Genomic DNA, 24,544 nt, shown 5'->3' on the forward strand with positions numbered 1-24,544 from the left:
CGATGTTTATCGATATCCATGCGCACGCGTACCGGAAGCCGGTGCCGTTCGTCGTACAATTTTGCACCGCGGAACAGCTGCTTGAACGTTACGACGAGCTGGGAATCGAGAAGGGCGTGCTGCTGCCGATCGTCAGCCCGGAGATTTACATTCCGCAGGCGAACGAGGACATTCTCGATATGGCCGAGAAATACCCGGACCGGTTTATTCCTTACTGCAATGTCGATCCGCGCGCGCTGACCAATTCGGCAGAGGCGCCGCTAGACCGTATCCTGTCCTATTATAAGGACCGGGGATGCAAGGGCGTCGGCGAAATTATGCTGAATGTGCCGCTGATGAATCCGCTCGTACAAAATCTGTTTCGTCACGCGGAGCGTGTCGGTCTTCCTGTCGTCTTCGACGGCTCCGATCAGGTCGGGGGCTCGTTCGGCTTGTACGACGATCCGGGCTTGCCGCAGTTGGAGCATACGCTGCAGCGGTTCCCGAATCTGATTATGTTCGGTCACGGGCCGTTGTTCTGGGCCGAGATCGGACGTCTGGAGACGCCCGGAGAGCGGGCGATCATATTTGACCTGAAGGGCGGCCAGGTCGGGCGTCTTCCCGAAGGACCGATCAAGGAAGAAGGAGTCGTGCCGAAGCTGTTCCGCAGGTATCCGAATTTGTACGGCGATTTGTCGGATTACACCGCCTGCAATGCGATATCCCGCGATCCGGAGTACGGTCCGAAGTTTTTGACGGAGTTTCAGGACCGGTTGTTTTTCGGCACCGATATATGCTTTCCGACGATGCCGGTTCAGCTCGTGGATGTGCTGATCAACTGGCGGGATACGAAAAAAATCAGCGAAACGGTGTTTAATAAAATCGCCCGCGAAAATGCTGTTAAATTTTTCGGGTTGTCCTGATTTCATCCCTATGTAAAGTCCGTTACGACGGATCGAGCCTCTTCCGGTGAACAGCGGTTGCTTGTTAATCGAAACGACCCGGAAGCCGCCATGCCTGAACCTTCGTGGAAAGAGCGGCCGCTTCCACGGCATGTCGATGATGCAGCGCAGGAGGAGTGTTCTAGCCGAATATTCCTCCGGCAAGGTCCGACAGTGAGCGTACGAGTGATGCAAAACTCTTGCAACTGGGGATCATTAGACACGACTAAGAGGTCATACCATATTACTAATTGAGTAAATGAAATGCATTGGATTCAAGGAGATGAGCATACGGACGGAAATAGTCTCAACACACCGATCCGGCAATACGATAACAACCCGGCCGATCCGTTATGTAAAGGGCGGAGAGCAACCCGTACGAGATTCAAATACAGTTCTGCGGATACGATTGTGGAGGAGCATGGTTCTTTCGGCTCTTTTTTTGTTTGGTATTTTGTTCGGCAAGAGCCGCGGCAGGATTGTATATTCGTTTCGCGAATTCATATAAGCAAACATAACAAGGGGGAATCGGTGTTGAAACGGGATGCCCGCTCCTATTTGTACCGGGTGGCCATCGTGCTCGTCGTGGTGTCCGTCATACCCGCTCTTCTTTCAAGCGCTTACAATACGAACTTGATTATGAAGCAAACCGTCCAATTGGTCGATTCGAAAAACGAGACCGAGCTGATCCGCACCGGAACGCTGATGGAACGGACGCTGCAGCAAATTATAGACTTCGCCAGCGCAACGGCGGCTGATACGCGATTCGCCAACCTGCAGACGGCGACGGATCAGTGGAAAGCATGGTCCGAGCTCAACAAGCTTCTGTACGCCAATCCGTTTATTGTGGAATACATGCTGTATAACGGCCGCGACCAGTCGCTGCTTATATCGAATTACGGGATCGAACGGAATCCGCAGCGGAGCAGCGTCCCCTGGATCATCACACAAGCCCCCGAACTCCCTTTGTACCAGTTCGAGCTCAAGAACGGGCATTCGCAGCAAGGCAGGCCATTCGTTTCCATCGTTCAGAAGCTCCCCGGTCAGCAGAGGGAACCGAACTACTTATTATTCAACGTGGATCTGGATAAAATATACAATTCCTTCTTGAGCGAGCTGAACGTCAATACGGAGCTGAACAACTACTACTTGATTGATGCGGTCGGAACGATCATGTACCACCGGGATAAGGAACACATAGGCAAACCGATGTCGGGTATGAAACATGACGACTCGAATATCCGGATCAACCGGCATAAGCTCGGCGCCTTCAACTGGGAATTAGTCGGCGAAGTCCATACAGAGCTGCTGTACAAGGACGTTACCGTCCTCAAAAACAAAGTGTTAACCGTCGTCTTCGCGATTATCGCCCTCGCGGCTTTGTTCATTGTGATCGGCGCTCGGGAGCTGTATAAGCCGTTCCGCAGCATCGTCTCCCGGGTCACGGAGAGCGAGGAGCTGCTCAGAAAATCGCAGCTGCGCCGCCTGATTCTAGGGGAGACTGCCTTAAATCCTCATACGGAGAGGCTGATACGTGATATGTCGTCCCGCCTTGTCGTTGCTCTTATTACTCCAACACCGCAAGAAGACGGCGAGAAGTCCGCGGAAGCAACGGCGACGCTTATGCAACATCTGGAGAACCGCTTGACCGCATCGTTCCGGGCCGAACTGTTCCGGGAACCGAACGGGGACGGCTTAGCGCTGATTCAATTGGAGCACGGGGATGCGAACCGGTTCGTAACCGAGCTGCTGCTCGCCCTCGACGCCAAGCAGCTGGAGTCGACCGTGATCAGCATCGGCGGCATCCACTCCCTGGACAATATTCATAAATCTTATATCGAAGCGATGTATGCCTATAATATCGGCCGGATCTATGCGACGGACAGCTGGCTGTACTGCTACAACAAGCTGCCGATGGACTACGAGGCTCCATTAAAAGCTCCTGCCATCGAGGAGCTGGAGCTGGCGATCCGGCAGCAGAACGAGCGGAGTTTCACGGAGACGCTGAACGTCCTGTTCTCCGAACAGTTGACCGTCGTCGAGTATAATCTCAACTTTTATCAAGTCGTCTCGCTGCTGCTCCGTCTGTTTGGCCAGAACAGTCTCTCGTTTCTGAACGAGCTGAACCGGCTGATTACGGATAAAGGCATTATGAACGTTACCGCCGCCAAGCAGTTCGTCTTCGCCAAATTCCACAGCTACCGCGACTATGCCGAGGAGACGAAAGATTATGCCGGCAAAATCCGGGATTATGTCGCCGACCACTATACGGTTAATTTCTCGCTGGACGAGATGGCGGAACATCTCGGCATTACGAAGCAGCACCTGATTACTGTATGCAAGAAGAGATACAACCGGACTCCGGTCGAATATTTGAACGAATACCGAATCGAGGAAGCGAAGCGGCTGCTGTCCGACACCCGGACGAAAATCGCCGACATTGGCACCCGTTCCGGCTTCAACAGCAACAGCTACTTCGCCAAAGTGTTCAAGCAATACACCGGTATTACGGCTTCCGAGTACCGGGAGCTCCTATTCGACCGCAAAAGGGAGAAGGAGCCGCAAACCGCCGACAATTAGCCGATACGCTATCATGTCCGCCGATCGCATAGCTGTCGGCATTTTTTACGTTGTATTACAATATTCAACTCGTTGTAACGAGCCCGGAAGCGATATAATTCAACGATTTTAATATATTGTGATTGAACGGCGGGCCCCCTTTGGAGTAGGTTGAGGATATTCCGGCGCCCGGGGCTGGGATCGGAGAGAATAATGGAAATAGGGAGGTTTTTTTCATGAGGGGACGGTTAAAAACGGTACCGTTATCGCTGCTCGCTGTTGCACTACTTGCCGGCTGCGGCAGCGGCGGGGCAACAGGCGGTGACAAGACCGACAACGGCAATGAGGACAAGGGCAAAGCGGAGGAAGGAAAAAACAAGGAGCCCGTCGAAGTTGTATTTTATGCCCAAAACGGCATGACGCCGGCCGATTTCGACAATCGGTATGGCAACAGCCTGAGAAAGAAATTTCCCCAGTATACGATCAAGTATATCCAAAACACGGGAAAAGGGATGGACGTCGCCAGCATGCTCGCCGCCGGTACGCACTACGATGTTTATTTCGCCAATGTCGGTTACTTCGAGGACGAATTCATCTCTTACAATTTGCAATTCGACATGTCCGATCTGATCAAGCAGCACAAGATCGATCTCAACCGGTACGACCCGTCGGTCATTAGCGGCGTCAGAGCTTCAAGCTACGGCATATATGCGCTTCCCGTCGTAACCGATTCGATAGGCATCATGTACAACAAAGATATTCTCGATAAGTTCAGCGTCCCTTATCCGAAAGACGGCATAACCTGGGGGGAACTCTACGATCTGTCGCGCAAGTTGACAAGAACCGAGGGGGAGATAAGCTATATCGGCTATGCGCCGTTTGTTAATTACATGTTATATATGAATCCGCTTTCTATTCCGCTTGTCGATGAAAAAACGGGCACGCCCACCATCAACCGGGACGAACGATGGAAGAAATTTTACCAGACCTTGCTCATCGCCCCGACCGAAGTGCCCGGCGTTCAGGATTACTTGAAGAAGCACGACGTGCTGAACGGCTTTTTCATTGACCAACAGGTTGCGATGCTCGGAGGCATTACCGCTTTTGCGGCCAACAGCCGCGGCGACCAATTGAGCAAATTCAACTGGGACTGGGTAGCGATGCCTCCGTTCCAGGATTTGCCGGGCGTAGGGGGTCAGCCCTATACCCAATATTTCGGCATTACGCGGATGGCGAAAACCAAAAATACGGCGGATGCTGCAATGGAAATGCTGAAGCATCTCAGTTCGGACGAGTTCCAGACGGAAATCGCTAGAAAGGGCTTTATGCCGGTCCTGAAAAATATGGACGTCAGGAAAGAATTCGGACAGGATACGAAGTATAAGGATAAAAATTGGGGCTCCTATTTCTATAATAAACTGGCCGAGGTCCCGTATAAGAGCGTGTACGAAATCCCGATCTCCAATCTGTATGTGGCTAACATGAATCAGGTCATGAAGGGCGAGATTGATTTGAATACCGCTTTGCGGCTGTCGGAAGAAAGCGCGGCGAAGAAGCTTCAGGAGCTTAAAGCCAAGTAGACACAACCGCAGACGCTTGATGGTCGCAGCGTCTTTCGGAGCAGAGGAGGCTTGAAACGATGAGATTGCGCCTATGGATCAGATCCGCACTTGCCGCTATGCTCCCGGTTCTCGCCATCGCCGCGTCCGCCTGCGATTCGCTCGTTCCGGAGCGGGACGGATCGAACGAAGGCCAACCGCACAATCCGGGCACCCCAATCGTCGGGCTGAACTGCAATCCGTCCTTCGACCGGAAAACGGCCGAGGAGAGACGGGTTCACGACTTGATTCTGGAAAAAACAGGCGCCGATGTCCGGATCGTCTTCTCGGATGGAGGGGCCGGCGGACCGTGCAAGTCGAAGCGGAATAGGATGCTCTCCTCCGGCGAGCAGTTGGATTTCGCCGAATTGTCTATATCCGAAGCGGTGCAGGCGTTTAACGAAGGCCTCATTTTACCGCTGAACGGATTGCTCGACAAACATGGTCCGAATTTGAAAAAAAACGTTGTTCCTGAAGCGTTCAAAAGAGCGACCTACGAAGGAAACATACTCGGCATCCCGATCGAAAACGGGCTCCTTACGCTTAATGCGCTGCAAATCAGGGCGGACTGGCTCGCACAGCTGCAGCTTCCAGTCCCGAACACAATAGACGAATACGAGCGTGTGTTACAAGCGTTCAAGGAACGCGATCCGGACGGGAACGGAATGCCCGACACAGTTCCGCTGACCGTCGCTTCGGGCGGTGCGCTTGGCATGCTGGAAAGCGTATTCAGTCCGAGCTTCCTTCCGGAGGCGAATGGCTGGTGGCAGGACGCCGACGGCAGACTAATGCCCCCGGAGCTTCACCCCGGCTACAAAGCGTTGTTGGCCCGGCTAGTCGACTGGAACAAGAAAGGATACTTGTGGCCGGATATGCTCTTGTCGTCGGCAGCCAAGCAGCAGGAGCTGATCGCCGGCAACAAGGCGGGCTCGGTAGCTGCCACGTTTTCGGGGACGATCGTCAACGCAGGCGAGATACTCAGGAAGTCCGTCCCGGACTACAGCTACCTCCCCGTCGTGTTGGAGGGCCCATATGGCATCAATCGGTTGCCTGCCGCTCCTATCGCTCATTCGGTGTGGGTCATTTTCAAGAAAAACGCCGATCCTGAAACTGTTATGAAGTATTTAGACTACCAGGGAACTTACGAAGGGAATATGCTGACCTACTTCGGCATCGAGGGCGACAATTACACGACAGCGCCGGGAGGCATGGTCGAATTTATCGCGGAGGACAAAACCGACCTGGCCAAAGCGAACTATTACGCCAAATATAAAACCGTATTCATCAACTGGCCGGGTAAGCCGGTATGGCCGGTCAACGCCTGGGTATCCGGGGAGTACAACCTGAAGAGGGAGCAGATGAACCGGTTGCCCCGGTTCGAACCTGTCGACTCGGGCGTGTTTTACGACATGACCCAATGGGAGTCGTTCCCGAAGCTGGGCGACCTGAACGCTTATCTAAGCGAGCAGAAGGTCAGAGTGTACAACGGCGAAATTCCCGTCGACAGCTGGGACGGTATCGTGAGTCGCTGGCTCGACATGGGCGGCCGGCAGTTGATCGACGATCGCAACAAGCAGTACGCGGTTGAAGCCGTCCGGCAGAGCATCCGATGAGAAGTCGGCATGGCCGGAAAAGGCTACGGCTGCAAGGTGGAGATAAGAGGTATGACCATCTTATAGGGTGAAACATGAAGGAGCGGCCATGAACAAATATCGTGCAGCCGTAATCGGACTGGGCTTTATTGGACTGAAGGCGGACATCCCGAGGAAACATTTACCGCAAGGCCATGCGCTGGCTTACCGGATGAACCCCGATATAGAATTGTCAGCCGCCGTGGGCGTTCGGCAAGAGCAGGGCGATCAGCTTGCCCTTGTAGCTCCGGAAACGAAATATTACATGGATTTGGGCGCGATGCTGGACGAACAGCGGCTCGATGTGATCAGCATCTGCACCCCGGAGCACGTTCGTTTCGAGCTGCTTCAGACCGTGATGTCCCGGTCGGCTGCACCCGTACTGTTTTTGGAAAAACCGGTCGCGACCAGCGTTGCGGAAGCAGAGGAGATTGCGGCGCTCGCGAAGCGCCACCAGCGAACCGTCGTAGTTAATCTGTCGCGAAGATGGAGCGACGGGGCGCGCCAAATTCGGCAAGCCGTGCAGTCCGAAGAGTTCGGCAAGCTGACCAACCTGCATCTGCGGTATACGAGAGGCGTGCACAACATCGGCTCCCATCTATTTGATCTCGTTCGGTATGCAGCCGGAGAGATCGATCGCGTTCAGGTCGTCAGGCAAGTCCCGACGAACATGGACAATAGGGGCGATCCGACGTTTTCCTTTCTCTTTTCGCTAACGAACGGCGTTCCCGGGTATGCAGAGGCATTCGACGACCGGAATTTTCTCATGTTCGAGATGGATCTGTTTTTTGAAAAGGGCAAGATCGAGCTGCATCGGACAGGCGATGAAATCCGCTTTTATTCCGCAGCCGGGCATGCCTCGATTCAAGGATACCATCTGACGCTGAAGCGGGAGGAGCGTAACTTACTTGCCCACACGAGCAATATGCAAAAAGCGGTAGAACATATCGTCGACATTTTGCGAACCGGCGCCGAACCGGTCAGTACGCTGGAGGATGGCATCTATCCGCTGTATGTAGCGGATGCCTTGCTTCGGTCACATCGGAACCACGGGTCCGTACAGGCTGTAAGAGGAACGTGAAGCTGGATCGACTTGCAAGATCATTCAAATGGATGGGAGAGATATGCAAATGTCGGAAGTAATAAAGATCGGCAATCGCCGCGAACTGTTTTGGGACTTGGAAGCAGGCAGAAGAGAGAGCTCCAGGTAGAAAATGAGGGTGCCGATGAGGGGCCTGCTTAAACCTGGACGTGGAGGATGGAGGAATAAGGATATGGAATCCGGCGTACAACCGATGTGGAAGGCGGAGTTTCAGCAGTTATCCAAGCTGATGCTGGGCACGGCGCAGCTCGGTATTTCCGGCTACGGCATCGCCAACCGGACGGTGAACGTTGAAGCCGACGCACTGCTGGATCGATGTGTGGAGCTCGGAATCAACTGCTTCGACACGGCTCTGGAATACGGCGATGCCGAGCTCAAGCTGGGACGTTATTTCGAAGGCAAGCCCGCGCCGTTTCTCGTGTCGAAGGTGAAGGCCGATCTGGAGCTGGACCGGGCCGGGTTGGAGAAGCAGTTGACAGAGCGTGTCGAAACAATACTGGAACGGCTTCGGGTGAAGACGCTTCCGGCGCTGATGATTCACGATCCGATTCTGCTGCAAATTTACGGAAGCGCGGTAACCGAGATCGTAACGAAACTGCGGCGGGATCAGCTGATCGGGAGAGCCGGGGTGTCGTTCGGGGCGAATTCGGACGTACAATTTGCGTACTGCGGGCATTTGCTGCGGGAAGACATCTATGAGGTGATCCAGCTGCCGCTCCATCTATGGGACCGGCGGGCCGTCGAGTGCGGGGCTTTATCCCGGTTTCGAGCAGATGGCAAGTGGGTAGTTGCCCGCAGCGTGTTTCTGCAAGGTTTGTTTTTTCGCCAGGCTGACGACTTGCCGGAACCGCTTCGATCGATGGCTCGGGGAGCGCTGGGGAAATTAGCTGAGATCGCGGAGGAGGAAGGAATATCGATCGCCGAGCTGGCGATGCGTTACGTTCGCGATACGGAGGGCGTGAACGGAATTGTCGTCGGCGCTGAGACTCCGGAGCAGTTGGATGACAACGTCAGGTTGATTTCCGGGAAGCCCTTGTCGGAACGGACGAGGAACAAGATCGAGAGCGAATTCCGCGGTTTGCCGGAGATGCTAATAACGCCGGGGCTGTGGAACAAGTAACGTGTGATCTCTTTATTCCCAGCGTTTAGAGATACCCAAAATAATTCGTTGTGAAGCCGCTTATACAGCGGCTTTTTTTAACACTTACGCGGGGCATTCATCGAGGTTACGGCTTCGTTTAGAAGTTTATCTTATTGGTAGGGTATTTCCTCGCGTTAGCGGTGAGCGGTCCAGCTTGGTTTACGATAGTGTGGCGGCCGCATGCTGGAAGGGGGCCTGTGGTGTGGACCTCGGATCAAACAGAATTTTGAACCACGATCCATCCGAGGTCGCCATAGCGGGGCTTCATCGGTCAGCCGGATTGGACTTGGAAGTGTGCGGTTGGAAGAACTGTTCGCACACAGCGGAAGTATGGTTTCCTCTATTTGTGAATGATACGCAGCTTTCGTACGAGAGCGGAAGTTTGGTTTCCTTTATTATGGATTTTTTAGCGGTGAGAAGCGATTCTATTGGAAATAACGGAACTGAATGTTCCGCTATTCGCGGATATCCTGCTTCGAGCAGCAGATAACGGAAGTGAAACTTCCGGAAGAAGCTCCCGCGACCTATAGTGGCGTGTGTCCAAATAAATCCCCTCAAAGATTGTATGATTCCACAAAATCATTTACCATTAATGGCAAATGGTGAGTGGTAGTGAGGTTTCGAATGTTACATTTCGTCTATAGAGGATGTTGCATCACTAATAAAGGAGCAAGAATCGGCCTCCACCCCTTGTGAGGTAGAACGAAGGAATGTAAGGGCATCGACCCTGTGTGACATGGGAGGGTAAACCCCGAGGGCGGAAGTGGAGATCCACTGTGCGATCATACCTTTTTATCCACAGTCTGGAAACTGATGAACGCAGGCTCTATTCCGCCATAGCCCATGTAGAAATATTTACATCTCTTTCAATCTTCCTCCAACGGACATAGGTTGTCAAAGTTGAAAAACTAAGAATGAGCGAGAAAACAGGAGAAAACATTACTTTATAGTGGGAGAGTGTAACGCGTGAGCGAACATAAGATCGAGATGATCGTATTCCCAAATCCGATGCAGCACCCCGCATGGGTCCCACCACATAGCCCGGAATGGTACTCGAATCTGGATCATGAACTGGGAGAATACAAATATCCTTGGAAGTCCGAGTTTTACGAACCGACTGCCGAGACAATCTTTGCACAAAAAATATCATCCTATTTGACGAGCGACTCCCGGATTCTTGATGTTGGCTGCGGACACGGTGAATTTACATGCCAATTTGCGACTCAAGCCCGAGAGGTTGTTGGAATTGATAGAAGAGAGGGTTTTATTGCGAAAGCGAACCAAATCAAGCCGGCGGCTTCGGTCCATTTTATGACAGTTGATGTGAACAACGGTTTGCCGTTTCCTGACGATTCCTTCGATTTGGTCTATACCAAAAAAGGGCCGTGGTTGTTTCAAAGTGACGGGAACCGAGAAGGGAACCGGGTCATTAAGCCGGGAGGAATTGCTCTTTTATTCCTTCATGGCGGAACGGATGGAGGACTTCGAGAGCTTTTTCCGGGGCTTTACACGCCCTTTACGCACAACCTTTACGATATGCAGCCTCTTGTCAGCACGCTCAAACTTAAAGAAAACCATTTGAATCTGATCGAGATTCAAATGATTGAAGAAACCGAATATTTGTCTACCCCCGAAGACGTTCTTTTGAAGAAATGCTTCGGTCAAAATGCGAAGCTAAAGGAGTTCGTATGGCGAGAGTGTCTGCCCGGTGTTGAGGCAATATTCAGAAAGAACGCAACAGCGAGAGGGTTAAAAGTAACAAACTACTATCGGATCGTTACAGCGAGGGTTGAACGATAAGAGCGGATCGGCGCAAAAGAAAAATTGCACACGACCCCGGGTTATCCTGAAGCGGGATGGAGTAACGGTTCTGGAATATCACTGTTACTTAGAAATAGCAAGTTGGATCATAGGGCAGTTTGATTAAATCCATATTTCACCCCAAGCGAGCTTGCTTATTTTGATAAAATGGATGAAAACGTGCAAAAACCGGAAGAGGGTTACGCTATGACTCTGGAATCGTACTATGTTTTAGATAAAGAGATAGAGATCACGAAAGCAAATCCGAGAGAATTTGCCATCCATTACACCACGTATCGAGAAAACATATTTTTCAGGCAAAGCTGGGAGAGGCGGGTATCTATTTTCAGAGAGAACGCCCCTTGTTACTGGATTACCTTAAAGAAGCAGCGAATAGGCGGGGTATGCCTGGAACCCAATGCATTATCCTCACTGTTCATAGTGCCGCCATTTGTAGATCTCTTTCGTGTTTTGATCCCCTTGAAGCGATTTTTGATTAGCTGTTCCGAACTGAACAAACCTATACAAGCGTACGGGATATTATCCTATCAAACCGAGCACTTTTTACGTTTAGGCTTCTGGCCGTCCGAGTGCAGACGCGTCATGGTCAGACCGACGGAGTTGATGGAGCAACCGGAGTGGGGGGGAGAACTTGTTTTTCGACTCCCGGTGCGGAACAGATCGATCTAGTTGCCGAAATGTTATACGCATGCTACGCTAACGCTGACTGCATTGGATATCCGGCAGAGAATTCGATAGAGCAACAAAAGTCGGCACTCGAGCATTACTTCAAAGCAAATCAGGCGAATTTGCTGAAAACGGCATCCACCCTTGTTACCGATAAGCCGAGTAACGAAATCGTTGCCGTCTGTTTGATTTCGATGTAGGAAGACCTTCCATTGGTGTACAACATTGCGGTAATCCCTCGTTATCGAAGCAGGCTACTCGCCACAATGATGCTGAAAAAGGCGCTTACGGCGCTGAAAGCGGAATTTGAGGTGCTTCGACTTTTCGTGACGGTAGGGAATTCTGCGGAGTCGTTGTACTATCGACTTGGTTTTTATCCGGGACCGGAGCAGACTACCTTTCAACTTCCTGTTAGAAACATGTGAATGATTTGTCCGCTAGAGATTATTATATGATTTGGCAATTACAGGTTTTGGAGGAGATTACCACGAAAACATATCCATTAACACAAAGCGACCATGAGCTGATAGCATCGGCCCTGGAAGTACTAGAAAAAAACTTTGACGACGGAGTATACAACCATACGGTCGGTGGAGCGATCCGCTGTAAAAACGGCAACATATACCTCGGCGTCAACTGTGATGGTATTCATGGCTCTTGTGCGGAATATATTGCGATCGGCGCCGCCATAACCGCGGGGGAGCGGGAGTTTGACACGATTGTGGCCACCCACGACAAAGCCCTGAACGGCCTGCTCCCGCCATGCGGCAACTGCCGGCAGATGCTGTTCAATTATTGCCCGGACGTCAAGGTGATTTTGAATGACGAGCACGGAACTCCCGTGAAAGTAGACGTCCAAGATCTATTGCCGCTTGCCTATACCCGGATTATTGTTAGCGAGTGAGCAACGTCGCTTAGGAACGGAATCCATGCTCAGCAACTGGAAGGAATGAATTTCGATATCACGACTTATCCGGTGTTATGCCATCATCGCTGTCATTAACGGTACAAAGGATCTTAATACGGCACTCAGCGAAGCGGTTGAAATAGCTAACAAAAACATCGATACCATTAAATCAAAATAACCGAAGGAAACATTCGTTTGACCTGCGAAAAGGCTGTTCCATTTAGGAAGCTGCAATCTGACGGAGTGGAGGATTGTACAAAAAAAATAAAGATTTATTCATGGCAGTGCAATCGCTTCCTTTATTAAAATGAACGGAATAAGGAACCGCTCATTGGAGGAGACTGCATGAATAAATTGGTAAATATAGGCGTATTGCTTGATAACGAAGCCGCGCAAGCACGATGGGCCAAATCGGAAAACGTATTTGAAGGATTTGTTGTCGAAGTTTTGGAGCACGCGGGAATCCCCTTCCGCTTCCTACAATCGGCGGATGAGGTTGGTTCATGCGATGTCGTTATTGTAGGGCTTGAACCTTTAGCTGCCGATTTATCCGCTCAGGAATTCCTGTGGAATTATTCGGAAAACGGCGGCTTGCTGATTTCGTTCGCCGGATTCAATCACTTCGCCGAACGATTGGGCTGCGAGATTGGTCCGACAAGAGGTCCCGGCTACGCGTCGCTTCCGGATTACCTGGGAGACTCGCGACCGCTTCGTTATCTCGAATCCACGTCATGGGACGTTGTCCGAATTTCAGCTTCGGACACCCCCCTTGATACATCGTCCTTCGGCGTTCTTCGGTCATGTACTTCGTCGAAATGTAAAGGATTAGGCGCCGCGATGCAAAGTTTCCTTGTTGGCCGCGGTGCTCTCCATCGCTGGTCTGTAAATCTGCCTGCCACATGGGTAGGCTTGCAACAAGGGACAAAACCGGTCACCCAGGACGGTTTCCCCGCTCCGGACGGAACGGCATCGATCGATGACCGCTTGTTAAAAGCTGATGACAGCTTCGAGTTGGATTGGGATATGGACCGGGTTAAAACGACGACGGGCGCCGCTTATTTCCCTCATCCTTATTCCGACCTTTGGAAAGAAGCCTTCATTAGTCATTTACTGCGGGAAACGGTAAAGCTGCAACTAACCTTGCCGTTCGTCGGATATTGGCCAAATGGAATCGAGCATGTAGCCATGATCTCTCATGATAGCGATCGAAACGTCGACGAGTCCGCCGTTACGACCCTTGACGTCTTGAAGGAGTGTAATGTGCGCAGTACCTGGTGCATGTTGGAACCGGGCTACAGTGCTCCTATCTATGAAAGGTTGCTTGCTGAAGGTCATGAGCTGGCTCTCCATTATAACGCAATGGAAGATCAGAACGGCAAGTGGGACGAGCAGGAATTGGCGCGCCAGACCGATTGGCTGAAGCGGGCCGCTGGACTGGAGCATTGCATATCCAACAAGAATCATTACACCCGATTTGAAGGATGGGGCGAATTGTTCCGTTGGTGCGAGCGTCAAGGAATACAAGCCGATCAGACTCGAGGACCTAGCAAAAAGGGCAATGTAGGCTATTTGTTCGGAACATGCCATCCTTACTTTCCGATTGCATATTCAGACGAAAAAAATCGTTTCTACGATGTGCTGGAAATGGGTTTCTTAATCCAGGATCATCTGGATCATTCCTTGCTTGACGACGGTATTGTTCTTGCCTCGTTCCTTGAGGAAGTGATGAAGGTAAAGGGGCTCGCTCATTTCTTGTTCCACCCAGTTCATATACATAATCACTCCCATGTTAGAGAAACACTGCGTAAAGTGATACAAACGGCCAGCGACTACGGTTTCGTTTTTATGACGGGCGAGGAAATTAATCAATGGGAGCGAGCACGGCGCAGCATTCGTATTTTGGGAGTTAACGCTTCCGGGGATGCGGAGTTTGCAAGCGCATCTGCCGACAGTCAACTTCAGGAAGCTGTTATATGGATTCCAGTTGCAGACAATCAAAATCCGCTAAGAGCCAGCACCGAGTACAGATTTGGCGTTGCCTGCAGGAAGCAGGTCATATTTTTTTAATTTTGCTTTCCAGCCGCAGCTTTGATTGTATGCGTATAAGGGACCGTTGATTCAGCCTCACTTTGCTGAATAAATCGGTCCCTTTCATTTTCCGGATGTTCTATATTTTCTTCATGACGGAGGAAGGAGGGGTTCCCGTAACTTTTTTGAATAACCGACTAAAATAATAAATATCTTTAAAGCCCAGCCGTTCGGCTACTTCGGTAATGTTGTATTCCCCACTTCGCAGTAAATCGATCGCTTTGCCAATCTTGATTCGGTTTTGGTATTGAATCGCCGTAAATCCTGTCGTTTTTTTGAATATCAGGCATAAATAGGATGAGCTGATACCAATTTCACGGCTCAACTCCTCAATTGAATAAAATGTCTCTTCGCTTGCTTCCATAAGTCCAATCAGCATTTCCACCATCCGCAGGTGAGACGTTTTTTGCTCCTTCGAATCGACAATTAATAAATGCAAAATGTCCATAATGCGACTGCGGCACCGAATCAAATAACCGGGTTGTTTTCCCGCCCAAGCCCTAAGAAGCTCTTGAAACACGAAAGCGATCCGGGTTTGATCCAGATTTTTGAATACATGATTTAATTGATCGAGCGCAGCTTTATCCGTCTCTCCCCCGAACTGAAGCTGGAACACAACAACGATATGTCTCCATTGATCCGATTCTTCCATGACTCTGCTGCGGGGCAAGTATCTTGGGAAAAACAATACATGCCCTTTGGAGATGGTGTACTGCTGGTCGGAAATACTGTAGTTTGTCAATCCTTGAGTAGTCAGAGAGAGCACATATTCGTTCCTATTGACCGGAGCTGGAGTAGAATAGACTTCCACAGATTTTTTTGATTGCACTTCAACGACGTATTCCAGCTTAGTAACAGTAATGTCAAATTCGGACATAGCATGGAGCAGTTTCATAGTCCTATTCCTCCAAAAAGATTCTATCTTTTGAGTAGAAGATCGTACAAATAGAATATAGGATAATTCATGGAATGGCAGTTCTTATCAACGATATAATATCGGTGTCGCGACAAAACATCAACCAAATTATCCAATCCACCGGAATAAGGAATGGCATGAGTTACAAATAGGAGGAATTATGACAATGAATGACACACCTGTCCTGATCGATACGGATGTTCATAACCAAATTGGCTCCTTGCTGCCGTATTTGCCGAAAGCGTGGCATGATCGATATCACGATGTAGGCCTGCCCTATGGCGCACAGTATTATTCGTCCATTGGTACAAACCGCAAGGATGCGGTTACGGACAAAGGGGGGGCTCCAGGTAGCGACCCACAGTTTCTAATCAGCGATCATATGGATCGTTACGGTATAGACTACGCCATTCTCACCGGATCCGGTGTTCTGGGCCTTTCGCTGGATCCGGATCCGGACTATGGAAATGTATTGGCTGCTGCTTGCAACGACCGTATGGTCGACACATGGCTGAATGTCAGCCCACGATTCAGGGGCTCCATCTTCGTAAACGCCTCCGATCCGATGGCGGCGGCTGCAGAAATTCGACGTCTCGCATCCAATCCGAGTATGGTTCAAGTGCTTATGGCAAGCGCGGCGCGCATGCCTTATGGACAACGTTTCTATCACCCGATCTACGACGCAGCGCAAGAGTGCGGCTTGCCCGTAGCGGTTCACCCCGGCACAGAGGGGAAAGGCATCTCGGGAGCACCAACACCATCAGGTTACCCTACCCGATATATGGAATGGCATAATATTTTGCCGACGAACTATATGACCCATGTAAACAGCCTCGTATGCGAAGGGGTATTTGAGAAATTTCCGAAACTGAAATTTGTTGCTATCGAAGGAGGGATTTCCTGGCTTCCGCACCTGATGTGGAGAATGGATAAAAACTATAAGGCTCTGCGAGAATCGACGCCGTGGCTGAAACGTTTCCCGTCTGAGTACATCAAGGACCATATCCGGCTGACAACGCAGCCCATCGAAGAACCGGACAATCCAGAGCATTTGTTGCAAATTTTGCACATGATCGAGGCAGAGAAAACAGTCATGTTCTCATCGGACTATCCGCACTGGGATAATGACAATCCGAGAATGGCTCTTCCGCGAATGCCGAAAGCTATGAAGCAGCGTATTCTGGCGGGAACCGCAGCAGACCTGTACGGGCTGCACACGAGACCCGAAAGGAAGAATGACCTTTCCGTTGACCTGGCCGAAAAAATCGCCAAGGAGTCGGAGCATTCACCCGAAAATGTTTGGGGAGAAGATGAATGAGCAGGCATTGGATTGGGAAAAAAGCCGATATACAGGAAATGAAAAAGAAGATCTTTAAAATCGAAGGAATAGAGTTCGGTTTGTACAACGTTCGGGGAAACTGGTATGCGTGGAGCAACTTTTGCCCTCATCAGGGGGCAGCTATATGCAAAGGTCCTGTTTGCGGGACACGACTTCCTTCACTTGTGTACGAGTACAAATATGGAATGGAAGATCAGATTTTGCGTTGCCCTTGGCACGGCTGGGAGTTCGATCTGACGAATGGACAATTATTGGTCGATTCAACGACGAAATTAAGGGGATATCCTGTGGAAATCGAAGATGAGGACTTGTTTGTCGTACTTCCTAAATAATGAAACGGATAATCGCTAGAGCAAAAAAACGGTTTGCTAGGGGAGGGAGGGCGCATGCCCTCTAATTCCTTATCCGCTCAACAACGATTTTCGATCCTTTATAAGGGAGGAATTGATTAATGAATTGGAATCGCTTACATTCAGAGTGTATTAAGGTACTTGCATTAACAATGGTACTGGCTGCCGCCCTTACGCCAACGTTTGTTGGAGCTCAGGACACTACCACGGACCGATTTTTGAATGGGGATCAGAACGTGAATTTCGGAAGAGGCGTGTCCGATAATCCGAATGGCGGCTCGCTTGCCTGGGGCGAGAGCTACTATCTCGACAGCTACGTGACCATGTACGAAACTACCGGAGATTCAAAATGGCTTGACAAAATCGTTGACCACACCGACCGAATGATCGGCAACGCCACAGACCACGACGGTGACGGAGCTCTTGGCTGGAAAGATCACACAGCCGCCCACAACCAGCTTAAAAACGACACTTTTACGATCGAGGGGTCGATTGATTCCAGGGTTGAAATGGCCGTATACGGCTCATTCGAGCAGGATGCGGACAGCAATCATATACCGGACGGATGGACTGTGCAAGGGGCTGCGGGCTCCGTCTACCGCTCTACAGCCACAGGTTCTGCATTCAGCGGATCAGCCGGCGCCGTTGTTGAGAGCGACGGCATCAACGAGAATCGGCTCGTTCAGAACCTAGGCTATACACCCGGCATAACTTACAGGGTAGAATCGTTCATGAGCGTAGACTCGGAAATGACGCAAGCACTCGTACAGGTGTACAATGCATCAACGGATAGTGTAATAGGTTACGCGAGAGCTCATCATGTCGGGTTTGAACGCTATGTGTTTACATTCAAAGCACCGTCCAGCGGCACCCTTCAGCTTCGCCTTGGTCTGCAGAGCTATGACCAAACCGGATACAAGGCATTCTTTGATAACCTGTCCGTCAAGGCTTTGGATGATGCAATACCATTGGTCGAAAACGGCGGCATGGAGAAGTTGAACCCAGCGGACTCGACGCTACCCATCGGTTGGAGCAGAGTAGGATCGAATTCATCAAATGTTTACGTAAGCCCGGAATCGTCTTCCGGCCTCTATTCATTGGCTGTCACAACGGATAATACTTCATGGAAAATCGCTGAACAAGTCATAGACTATGTACCGTCGCAACCCTACACGTTATCGTTCAAAGGAAAGGTATCCAGCACGGCCGCTCAAGGGAGAGTGCAAATCTACAACGCAACGGACGGATTGGTAATGGCCTATGCAACTGTCGGATCCATGTCGTGGTCTTCGGGAAATGTATCGTTCACTGCGCCAGACACGGCAGGAAAAACTATCAAAATCCGATTATACCAGACGAATTGGAACTTGCCAGGGTTCACCAGTTACTTCGACGATCTAGTATTGCTGGAGGACTCCCCGCTTATTAACGGCGGCATGGAGGAGCTGAACACCGTTGACCCGACGCTGCCGAACAACTGGACTCGAAGTTCCGCTTCTACATCGGCGAACGTATACATCAGCACCGACTCGGCTTCCGGCTCCTTTTCGTTGGCCACAACAACCGACAATACTTCCTGGGAAGTTGCCGAGCAAACAATTAGTTACTTGCCGTCACAAACTTATACGTTGTCTTTCAAAGGAAAAGTATCCGGTACCGAGGCGTCCGGACTTGTGTCAATCTATAATGTAACTGACGGCGTAACGATCGGGTCGACTACCTTCCGGTCAACAGCATGGGCTCCGCACAAGTTGACATTCACTGCGCCGACATCCGGAAAAATACTTAAGATCCGCTTGTATCAGAACAAATGGAACTTGACCGGGTTCACAAGTTACTTTGACGATCTGCAGTTGTACACGAGTTTCCCGGTATCCGCATTACTGAATACCGGTTTTGAGATCCTTGACGGATCGGATGCGACTCTCCCGCAAAGCTGGACCCGAATGTCGGGTACGACATCTGCGGATGCCTATTTGGTGACCGGCATTAATAACAATTACACCGGGACAAGAGGAGTTGCGATACAACCATCCGCCTCCGCTGTCAAAGGGTTGGAGCAGAAAATAGCCTACAGGCCGGGATCTGTTTATGTTTTGGGCTATAAGGGGCGCGCTGTCGACACGAACTATCCCGGTATTGTGGAAGTATTCAATGAGACCGACAATACAGTGCTTGCCGCCAGCACCTATTCCAGCCTCAAATGGTCGAACCGAACAATGGTATTCACCGCGTCCGATGTAATTGGAAAAGCGATTAAAATTCGAATATCACAGTCTGTATCGTCCAACGGTGCAATAGGCTACGTAGACGATATCTCTTTAAAGCGCTTAGCTCATACGGAAGCGGCAGCATGGACGAGAAGTTCTGAAACGACACTTGCAGAAGCGCACCGCACCAATGATTCTGCCATCTTTAGTGACGGGGCCGGCCTCGAACTCGTCCATGTAGATGCGACTGCGCCTATGATTTATCAAGAGATGTATAATTACAAACCGGATGTGAACTATGGCATTTCTTTTAGCGCCAAAGCATCTACAGGGGCAGTCGGGCAAGTTCGCGTATATGACAAGACAACATCTACCGCGCTCGGAAGCTGGAGCTTCGGTAACACGGATAAGCTCACCACAGTGAACGGTGAGTTCCAGACACCGGAAGCCGGACACGATCTTATAGTCGAAGTGTCCATTCCTTCCGGGTCTACTGGTGACACGATCTGGGTCGATTCCTTTGAGCTTGGACAGCAATGGGAACATATGGTGCATGAAGGGGTGATCATGTCTCCCGTCTTAAGATTTGTTAATAAAGTGATTGCGGACCCTTCCCTGCATGCAGCTTACTTGACCAAGGCTCATACATACCGCGATTTTACCGCGGATCATTTGTTCCGCAAATGGGACCCGTATTGGAAGCAAATAAGCGGAACGGATGGAGCGAACAACGGATCAGGTGTATATCTGTTCCCCGCAGGCTTCAGTACGGAGTTGTTCCCCGGCCGCAGTCTGCCGCATAATCAGTACTTGGCTTTTGCCCAGATGCTGTACTTACTTTATGATGCAACGGAAGGGGACGCCGCCTACGCCTCGGATCGTCCGCTATATTGGAGCAGGGCAAACGATATGTTGCGCGCTTTCAAAAGCACAGTCGTCCCTCATCCGCTGAATACGAATCTGGCTACGGATGCTTACTTGTGGAACTATTGGGATAATATGGGTGATTGGGACAGCGGGCATTATGCCAGCTACAAGCAAGAAGACATATCCCATGCCGGTTTGACTATGGCGGGAGTGGTGGAAGCTTATCATCAAGGGCAAGTGTTTACCGCTGATGATATGGCGAAATTCACCAGAACGTTTACAGATGTGATGTGGAATAAGAGCCTTCCGGATCCGGTACTTTCGTATTATAACTCGAGGCAGCCTCTTGTTACGACTGATAAAACAAATACGAACCGGTTTCATTTCTGGACTCATTTTGCTGAATTCGACCCCCTGGTTAGAGATATTGCGAATGCAGTATGCGAAACAGATGGCTGCTCGACGGTAATAGCTTCAGGAGTTGCGAAATGGAGCGGAAACAAGGTTGTAAACTCCAACTTTGAACAGGCGGATCCGTCTGACATTACATTGCCGCAACGCTGGACGAGATATAATTCGACATCGGCAACAGCGGCATTGACTAAAACGGATACGGGGTTGAACGATTCTTCCCTGCTTGTAACTGCCGATGGAGCAAGTTGGAAAATTATAGAGCAGAGAATGGAACATTATGAACCAAACACACCTTATACCGTCTCATTCCTAAGTAAAAAATATGGAACCGTTAACGGGAGAGTTCAAGTTTATGACTATACAACCTCAACAAATCTTGGCCAATTAATTGTATCGAATACAAGTTGGGCGAGAAATGAGTTCACAATACAAACGCCAGAAGTTGGCCATGATGTTCGCGTCAGGCTATACACCTCCTCAGTGTCACCTGCCGGCTCATCGGTCGGATTCGATGATGTCCATGCTTATCCATCTTTATCTGACGGAGAGATTGCGAACGCCGGGTTTGAGACAGTGGACATATGGGATTCAACACTTCCCCGCTATTGGGTACGCGGCGCATCAACGATTACCGAGAAGGCAGCCATTGACGTTACAGACAGATTTGCGGGGATTCATTCGTTCAAGATTGATTCTTCAGGCGATGGTGCAATCCAGGAGCTATCCTATGTTTGGTTAGGATATCGCCCGAGTACTTTGTACAAGGTAAGTTTTGCAGGTAAAGTGAGCGGAACCGCAGGCGGAAATCTTCAGATTATCGATACAACTACAAATACGATGCTGGTAGATCAAACTTTCACGTCAACTTCTTGGGCTACTCAGACAACTACATTTACTGCGCCTTCCGACTACAAGAATAAGCTGAAAGTGAGACTAACTCACGGTAACCCAAATGCCGCAGGTACGATGTGGATAGACGAGCTGAACATTACTTATTAAATCACTGACGAGGATGGCACATGCCGCTGCCGTGAACAGGCGTTCACGCTGCTGACGAGCGCAGCGCAGTTGCCGGGCTCGCTTCCTTGACGACCGACGAGTTCCAAACGAGATTGGCGCAAAATCGGTAAAGTACCCTTTGCAGGGTGACTTCACTTTTCCGGATCAGAGAGAGGAGCAAATTCAGAGCTGTCATCGTCGGTGCGGGAGCAATCGCACACGACCATGCCCGGGTGCTGCGATTGGATACGCGTGCGGAATTGGCGGGCATAGCAGACATTGACTACAAAAAGGCACAATCATTAGCCTCCGATTCAGGAGCTGCCGCATATACGGACTACAAGACGATGGTTAGTGAGCTACAGCCGGATATCGCTATCATTACGCTACCTCATTATTTACATAAGACGGCGGCGATCGATTGCACGGAGCGTGGCTGCCATGTGCTGATGGAAAAGCCGATGGCGCTTAATACGGATGAATGTGTGGAAATGAACATAACGGCGGACAAGCACGGCGTCTATCTCGCCGTCGGTCAACTGCAGCATCATTATGCTGCGAACCGCAAGGTGAAGGCGATTATCGCCTCTGGCCAGTTGGGAAAGCTTGTGTCCATATTCGAGCGTAGACATCATCCGTACTTTTTGCCGCAGCGTCCGGACTGGTTTCTGGATAAGGCGAAATCCGGCGGCGGTGTCGTAATCAACCTCGGCAGCCACTGTATTGATAAATTGCAATGGATTGGCGGATCGCCAATTACGAAAGTAATGGCTCATCTGACGTATTACGGGACGCGAGGCAATGTCGAGGGAGGCGGCAGCTTGTTGATGCAGACAGCGGTCGGCGTATCGGCGATGATCTCCTTGTGCGGGTATAACAATGTGACGGTCAACGAGACCGAGTTTATCGGAACGGAAGGACAGCTCGAGCTGGTTGGCTCGCATTCGCTCTGGATCGCTGGTGAAGATCGGACGTATACGCAGGTCGATCTGGGCGAGACGGTGGATGTATTTGAGGCGCAATGGAGCGCGTTTTTGGACGATATCGAGCGGGGTGGGCCAACCGACAATTCCGGCGAATACGGGCAATCGGTATGTGCGGTCATCGATGCGATCTACCGTTCGGATGCAACCGGAACGGAGCAGGACGTTATCTCCGTCCCATCTCCTGTCCCGATCGTGTAATAGGCCGTATAGCGAAAGCATCTGGATGAATCCGCCTGGTTCCTTACATGCAGCCGTCCCGAGCAATCCCCGTCGAGGCTTACTGATGCAAGCGGGTGGTGTTTACTGATAGTAGAAGATTGTACAAACAAAATATAGGATATTTCATGGATGGCAATTTTAAACAATGGTAAAATATCGTTGTCGCGACGAAGTGTCAGTATTTGTTTGTATTCACTTAGCTTGAAACTATAAAGCATAAATTTTGAATGTAGCAAGTGCCGACATTTGGCTGGCGAAATTCGACAAGTTTATAGAGAAGATGAAGTAAGGCTGTTAATCTGGACTTTTCTGAATAAGGGGCGCAGTATATCGACTATAAAGCGGGGCAAGGTAGGTTTTTTCTTGCTCAACAGACAGCTTGGAGACCTGACACTGGAACAAATTGAGTCGATTTATCCGCAACATTCGATTAGAACCGTTCATCTACAATATAGGAATAAACCGAGAACCTACGCGTGCTTTTTCCTGAACTCAAGTTTTTGCGGCCAAATCTCCAGATAAATAGTCTATACGTCAAAACTCTTGAACTTTTGCCAGTCCGAGGTATCCTGCTGAACTACGGTCAGGAGGGGAAGAATAAGAACTAAAAACCGAAATATGATCACCCTAAACATTCCGGCATAAAAAGGACATCATCGAACACGATTTTTTGCTCCGTTGGATTCAGGCTTACGAACGAATTGCATGCAAAACAGATATATTCGCAAATATTAAAACATTGCGTTTCAGTTGCGGCAAGGCTATCCCATACGCTATGCTAATGCTGTAAAACCCCCTTTCCAGAATATCCTTGGAAGGGGGTTTTAACATTCAAGCTAATATTTAAACGTGGTCATACCAAATATAAATTAATGATTATTCACTTTTGCACCTTTAAGTAGAAGATTATACAAATAGAATTGAGGATTATGCATGGATTGACAATCCTAAGCAACGATATAATAACGCTGTCGCGACAAACAACATATAGACAGAGCAGCACAAGGAAAAGCTGGAGTAATAATGGGTACAACGAAAGATTTCGCGTATGACTCGAATCCTCAGAGTATCCAGTCTAAAACTAAAGCATTGTTTCCAAACGCAAACTGGGTTCCGTTCACCCCATTCGGTAGCCAACCGATTGCGACTGGTGTTGCTCCGGGATCCCCAATTCTATTCCACCAGAACATAGTCAAGAAATCACCTGAGAAGGTTACCCGCATTGCAGAAATTCTTGATTGGTTAGCCAGCGAGGAGGGCTTCCTTCTAACACATTACGGAGTGGAGAACAAACATTATACCAGGAACGGTAAAACAATTACTCTCAATCTCGATGCTTTCAAAAAAGACATCACTGACAAAGGCGACTTCTTAACCATCTGGGATTTCTTTACCCCGCCAACTCCATCAGTTTTCGGCTTGAATGTCATTAATACGAATAAAACTGCCCGTGACCGTGAAATCGCAAAAACTGTTGCAAATATTCCATCGGCTCCTTATTTAGGAACGAGTCTAATTTCGCCTTCTGGCTTTGATTTAGGTACTTTCCGTAAGCGCCAACGCGAATTGCAAGCGAAAGCGATCTTTGATGATAAATCAGGTAAGAAATGGCCTGAATATCGTGAAGAGCTAATGACTAAGTATAATGGAAACGCCCTCTTCGAAGCGTACAATGAACAAGTTAAGGCAGCAGGCTTGACTAAGTAAACACTAAAATACAGATTCTCACTGTTTCTAGAGAGTCTGTATTTTTTTGAATCACGGATTGAGTATTCAACGCTCCGTCTGGCCTGGCTATTCTGCTGTAAAAT

Annotated in this window: 16 protein-coding genes; 15 read left to right on the forward strand and 1 reads right to left on the reverse strand. The window is 49.9% G+C overall.

Going from position 1 to position 24,544, the window contains the following annotated elements; genetic code table 11:
* Positions 1-2 precede the first annotated feature (2 nt).
* The 10 genes from IDH45_RS09215 (at position 3) to IDH45_RS09260 (ending at position 14,412) form a co-directional block, all read left to right on the forward strand.
* The gene (locus IDH45_RS09215) at positions 3-902 is read left to right on the forward strand and encodes an amidohydrolase family protein (protein WP_190926806.1); all 900 of its coding nucleotides are present in this window, start codon (positions 3-5) and stop codon (positions 900-902) included.
* A 552-nt stretch (positions 903-1,454) separates the two neighbouring features.
* Positions 1,455-3,500: a helix-turn-helix domain-containing protein gene (locus IDH45_RS09220; protein WP_190926808.1), complete on the forward strand. Its 2,046-nt coding sequence runs from the start codon at positions 1,455-1,457 to the stop codon at positions 3,498-3,500.
* Between the two features lie 215 nt (positions 3,501-3,715).
* Entirely contained in the window at positions 3,716-5,059 is a 1,344-nt protein-coding gene (locus IDH45_RS09225) for an ABC transporter substrate-binding protein (protein WP_190926809.1), read from the forward strand.
* Positions 5,060-5,118: 59 nt separating this feature from the next.
* A complete protein-coding gene (locus IDH45_RS09230) occupies positions 5,119-6,690 on the forward strand; it encodes a type 2 periplasmic-binding domain-containing protein (protein WP_190926811.1) in 1,572 nt (523 codons plus the stop codon).
* Between the two features lie 88 nt (positions 6,691-6,778).
* On the forward strand, positions 6,779-7,789 hold the full coding sequence (locus tag IDH45_RS09235; RefSeq protein WP_190926813.1) for a Gfo/Idh/MocA family protein: 1,011 nt from the start codon (positions 6,779-6,781) through the stop codon (positions 7,787-7,789).
* A 193-nt stretch (positions 7,790-7,982) separates the two neighbouring features.
* On the forward strand, positions 7,983-8,930 hold the full coding sequence (locus IDH45_RS09240) for an aldo/keto reductase (protein WP_190926815.1): 948 nt from the start codon (positions 7,983-7,985) through the stop codon (positions 8,928-8,930).
* A 987-nt stretch (positions 8,931-9,917) separates the two neighbouring features.
* Positions 9,918-10,751: a methyltransferase domain-containing protein gene (locus IDH45_RS09245; protein ID WP_190926818.1), complete on the forward strand. Its 834-nt coding sequence runs from the start codon at positions 9,918-9,920 to the stop codon at positions 10,749-10,751.
* Positions 10,752-11,653: 902 nt separating this feature from the next.
* Positions 11,654-11,863, forward strand: a complete 210-nt coding sequence (locus tag IDH45_RS35210) for a GNAT family N-acetyltransferase (RefSeq protein WP_190926820.1) — start codon at positions 11,654-11,656, stop codon at positions 11,861-11,863.
* Positions 11,864-11,889: 26 nt separating this feature from the next.
* Positions 11,890-12,342: a cytidine/deoxycytidylate deaminase family protein gene (locus IDH45_RS09255; RefSeq protein ID WP_190926822.1), complete on the forward strand. Its 453-nt coding sequence runs from the start codon at positions 11,890-11,892 to the stop codon at positions 12,340-12,342.
* A gap of 348 nt (positions 12,343-12,690) precedes the next feature.
* A complete protein-coding gene (locus IDH45_RS09260; protein WP_190926824.1) occupies positions 12,691-14,412 on the forward strand; it encodes a polysaccharide deacetylase family protein in 1,722 nt (573 codons plus the stop codon).
* A gap of 100 nt (positions 14,413-14,512) precedes the next feature.
* Here IDH45_RS09260 and IDH45_RS09265 read toward each other — a convergent pair whose 3' ends face one another.
* A complete protein-coding gene (locus tag IDH45_RS09265; RefSeq protein ID WP_190926826.1) occupies positions 14,513-15,328 on the reverse strand; it encodes a helix-turn-helix domain-containing protein in 816 nt (271 codons plus the stop codon).
* 187 nt (positions 15,329-15,515) lie between these two features.
* Here IDH45_RS09265 and IDH45_RS09270 point away from each other — a divergent pair, with 187 nt between their 5' ends.
* The 5 genes from IDH45_RS09270 (at position 15,516) to IDH45_RS09290 (ending at position 24,440) form a co-directional block, all read left to right on the forward strand.
* Positions 15,516-16,667, forward strand: a complete 1,152-nt coding sequence (locus IDH45_RS09270; RefSeq protein ID WP_223836508.1) for an amidohydrolase family protein — start codon at positions 15,516-15,518, stop codon at positions 16,665-16,667.
* Positions 16,664-17,020: a Rieske (2Fe-2S) protein gene (locus IDH45_RS09275; RefSeq protein ID WP_190926830.1), complete on the forward strand. Its 357-nt coding sequence runs from the start codon at positions 16,664-16,666 to the stop codon at positions 17,018-17,020. Before IDH45_RS09270 ends, IDH45_RS09275 begins: the two co-directional genes overlap by 4 nt.
* A gap of 119 nt (positions 17,021-17,139) precedes the next feature.
* Complete coding sequence (locus IDH45_RS09280) at positions 17,140-21,528, forward strand: carbohydrate binding domain-containing protein (RefSeq protein WP_190926832.1); 4,389 nt, start codon at positions 17,140-17,142, stop codon at positions 21,526-21,528.
* A gap of 146 nt (positions 21,529-21,674) precedes the next feature.
* Complete coding sequence (locus IDH45_RS34935) at positions 21,675-22,712, forward strand: Gfo/Idh/MocA family protein (RefSeq protein WP_190926834.1); 1,038 nt, start codon at positions 21,675-21,677, stop codon at positions 22,710-22,712.
* Positions 22,713-23,756: 1,044 nt separating this feature from the next.
* On the forward strand, positions 23,757-24,440 hold the full coding sequence (locus tag IDH45_RS09290) for a type 2 periplasmic-binding domain-containing protein (protein ID WP_190926835.1): 684 nt from the start codon (positions 23,757-23,759) through the stop codon (positions 24,438-24,440).
* Positions 24,441-24,544: the final 104 nt, after the last annotated feature.

The organism is Paenibacillus oceani (assembly GCF_014705615.1).
Classification (GTDB): Bacteria; Bacillota; Bacilli; order Paenibacillales; family NBRC-103111; genus Paenibacillus_AB; species Paenibacillus_AB oceani.

What these genes read in the sequence shown, in the direction of transcription:
- IDH45_RS09215 (WP_190926806.1), top strand. Translation starts at nt 3, where the DNA reads ATGTTTATCGATATCCATGCGCACGCGTACCGGAAGCCGGTGCCGTTC.
- IDH45_RS09225 (WP_190926809.1), top strand. Translation starts at nt 3,716, where the DNA reads ATGAGGGGACGGTTAAAAACGGTACCGTTATCGCTGCTCGCTGTTGCA.
- IDH45_RS09230 (WP_190926811.1), top strand. Translation starts at nt 5,119, where the DNA reads ATGAGATTGCGCCTATGGATCAGATCCGCACTTGCCGCTATGCTCCCG.
- IDH45_RS09235 (WP_190926813.1), top strand. Translation starts at nt 6,779, where the DNA reads ATGAACAAATATCGTGCAGCCGTAATCGGACTGGGCTTTATTGGACTG.
- IDH45_RS09240 (WP_190926815.1), top strand. Translation starts at nt 7,983, where the DNA reads ATGGAATCCGGCGTACAACCGATGTGGAAGGCGGAGTTTCAGCAGTTA.
- IDH45_RS09255 (WP_190926822.1), top strand. Translation starts at nt 11,890, where the DNA reads ATGATTTGGCAATTACAGGTTTTGGAGGAGATTACCACGAAAACATAT.
- IDH45_RS09260 (WP_190926824.1), top strand. Translation starts at nt 12,691, where the DNA reads ATGAATAAATTGGTAAATATAGGCGTATTGCTTGATAACGAAGCCGCG.
- IDH45_RS09265 (WP_190926826.1), bottom strand. Translation starts at nt 15,328, where the DNA reads ATGAAACTGCTCCATGCTATGTCCGAATTTGACATTACTGTTACTAAG.
- IDH45_RS09270 (WP_223836508.1), top strand. Translation starts at nt 15,516, where the DNA reads ATGAATGACACACCTGTCCTGATCGATACGGATGTTCATAACCAAATT.
- IDH45_RS09275 (WP_190926830.1), top strand. Translation starts at nt 16,664, where the DNA reads ATGAGCAGGCATTGGATTGGGAAAAAAGCCGATATACAGGAAATGAAA.
- IDH45_RS09280 (WP_190926832.1), top strand. Translation starts at nt 17,140, where the DNA reads ATGAATTGGAATCGCTTACATTCAGAGTGTATTAAGGTACTTGCATTA.
- IDH45_RS09290 (WP_190926835.1), top strand. Translation starts at nt 23,757, where the DNA reads ATGGGTACAACGAAAGATTTCGCGTATGACTCGAATCCTCAGAGTATC.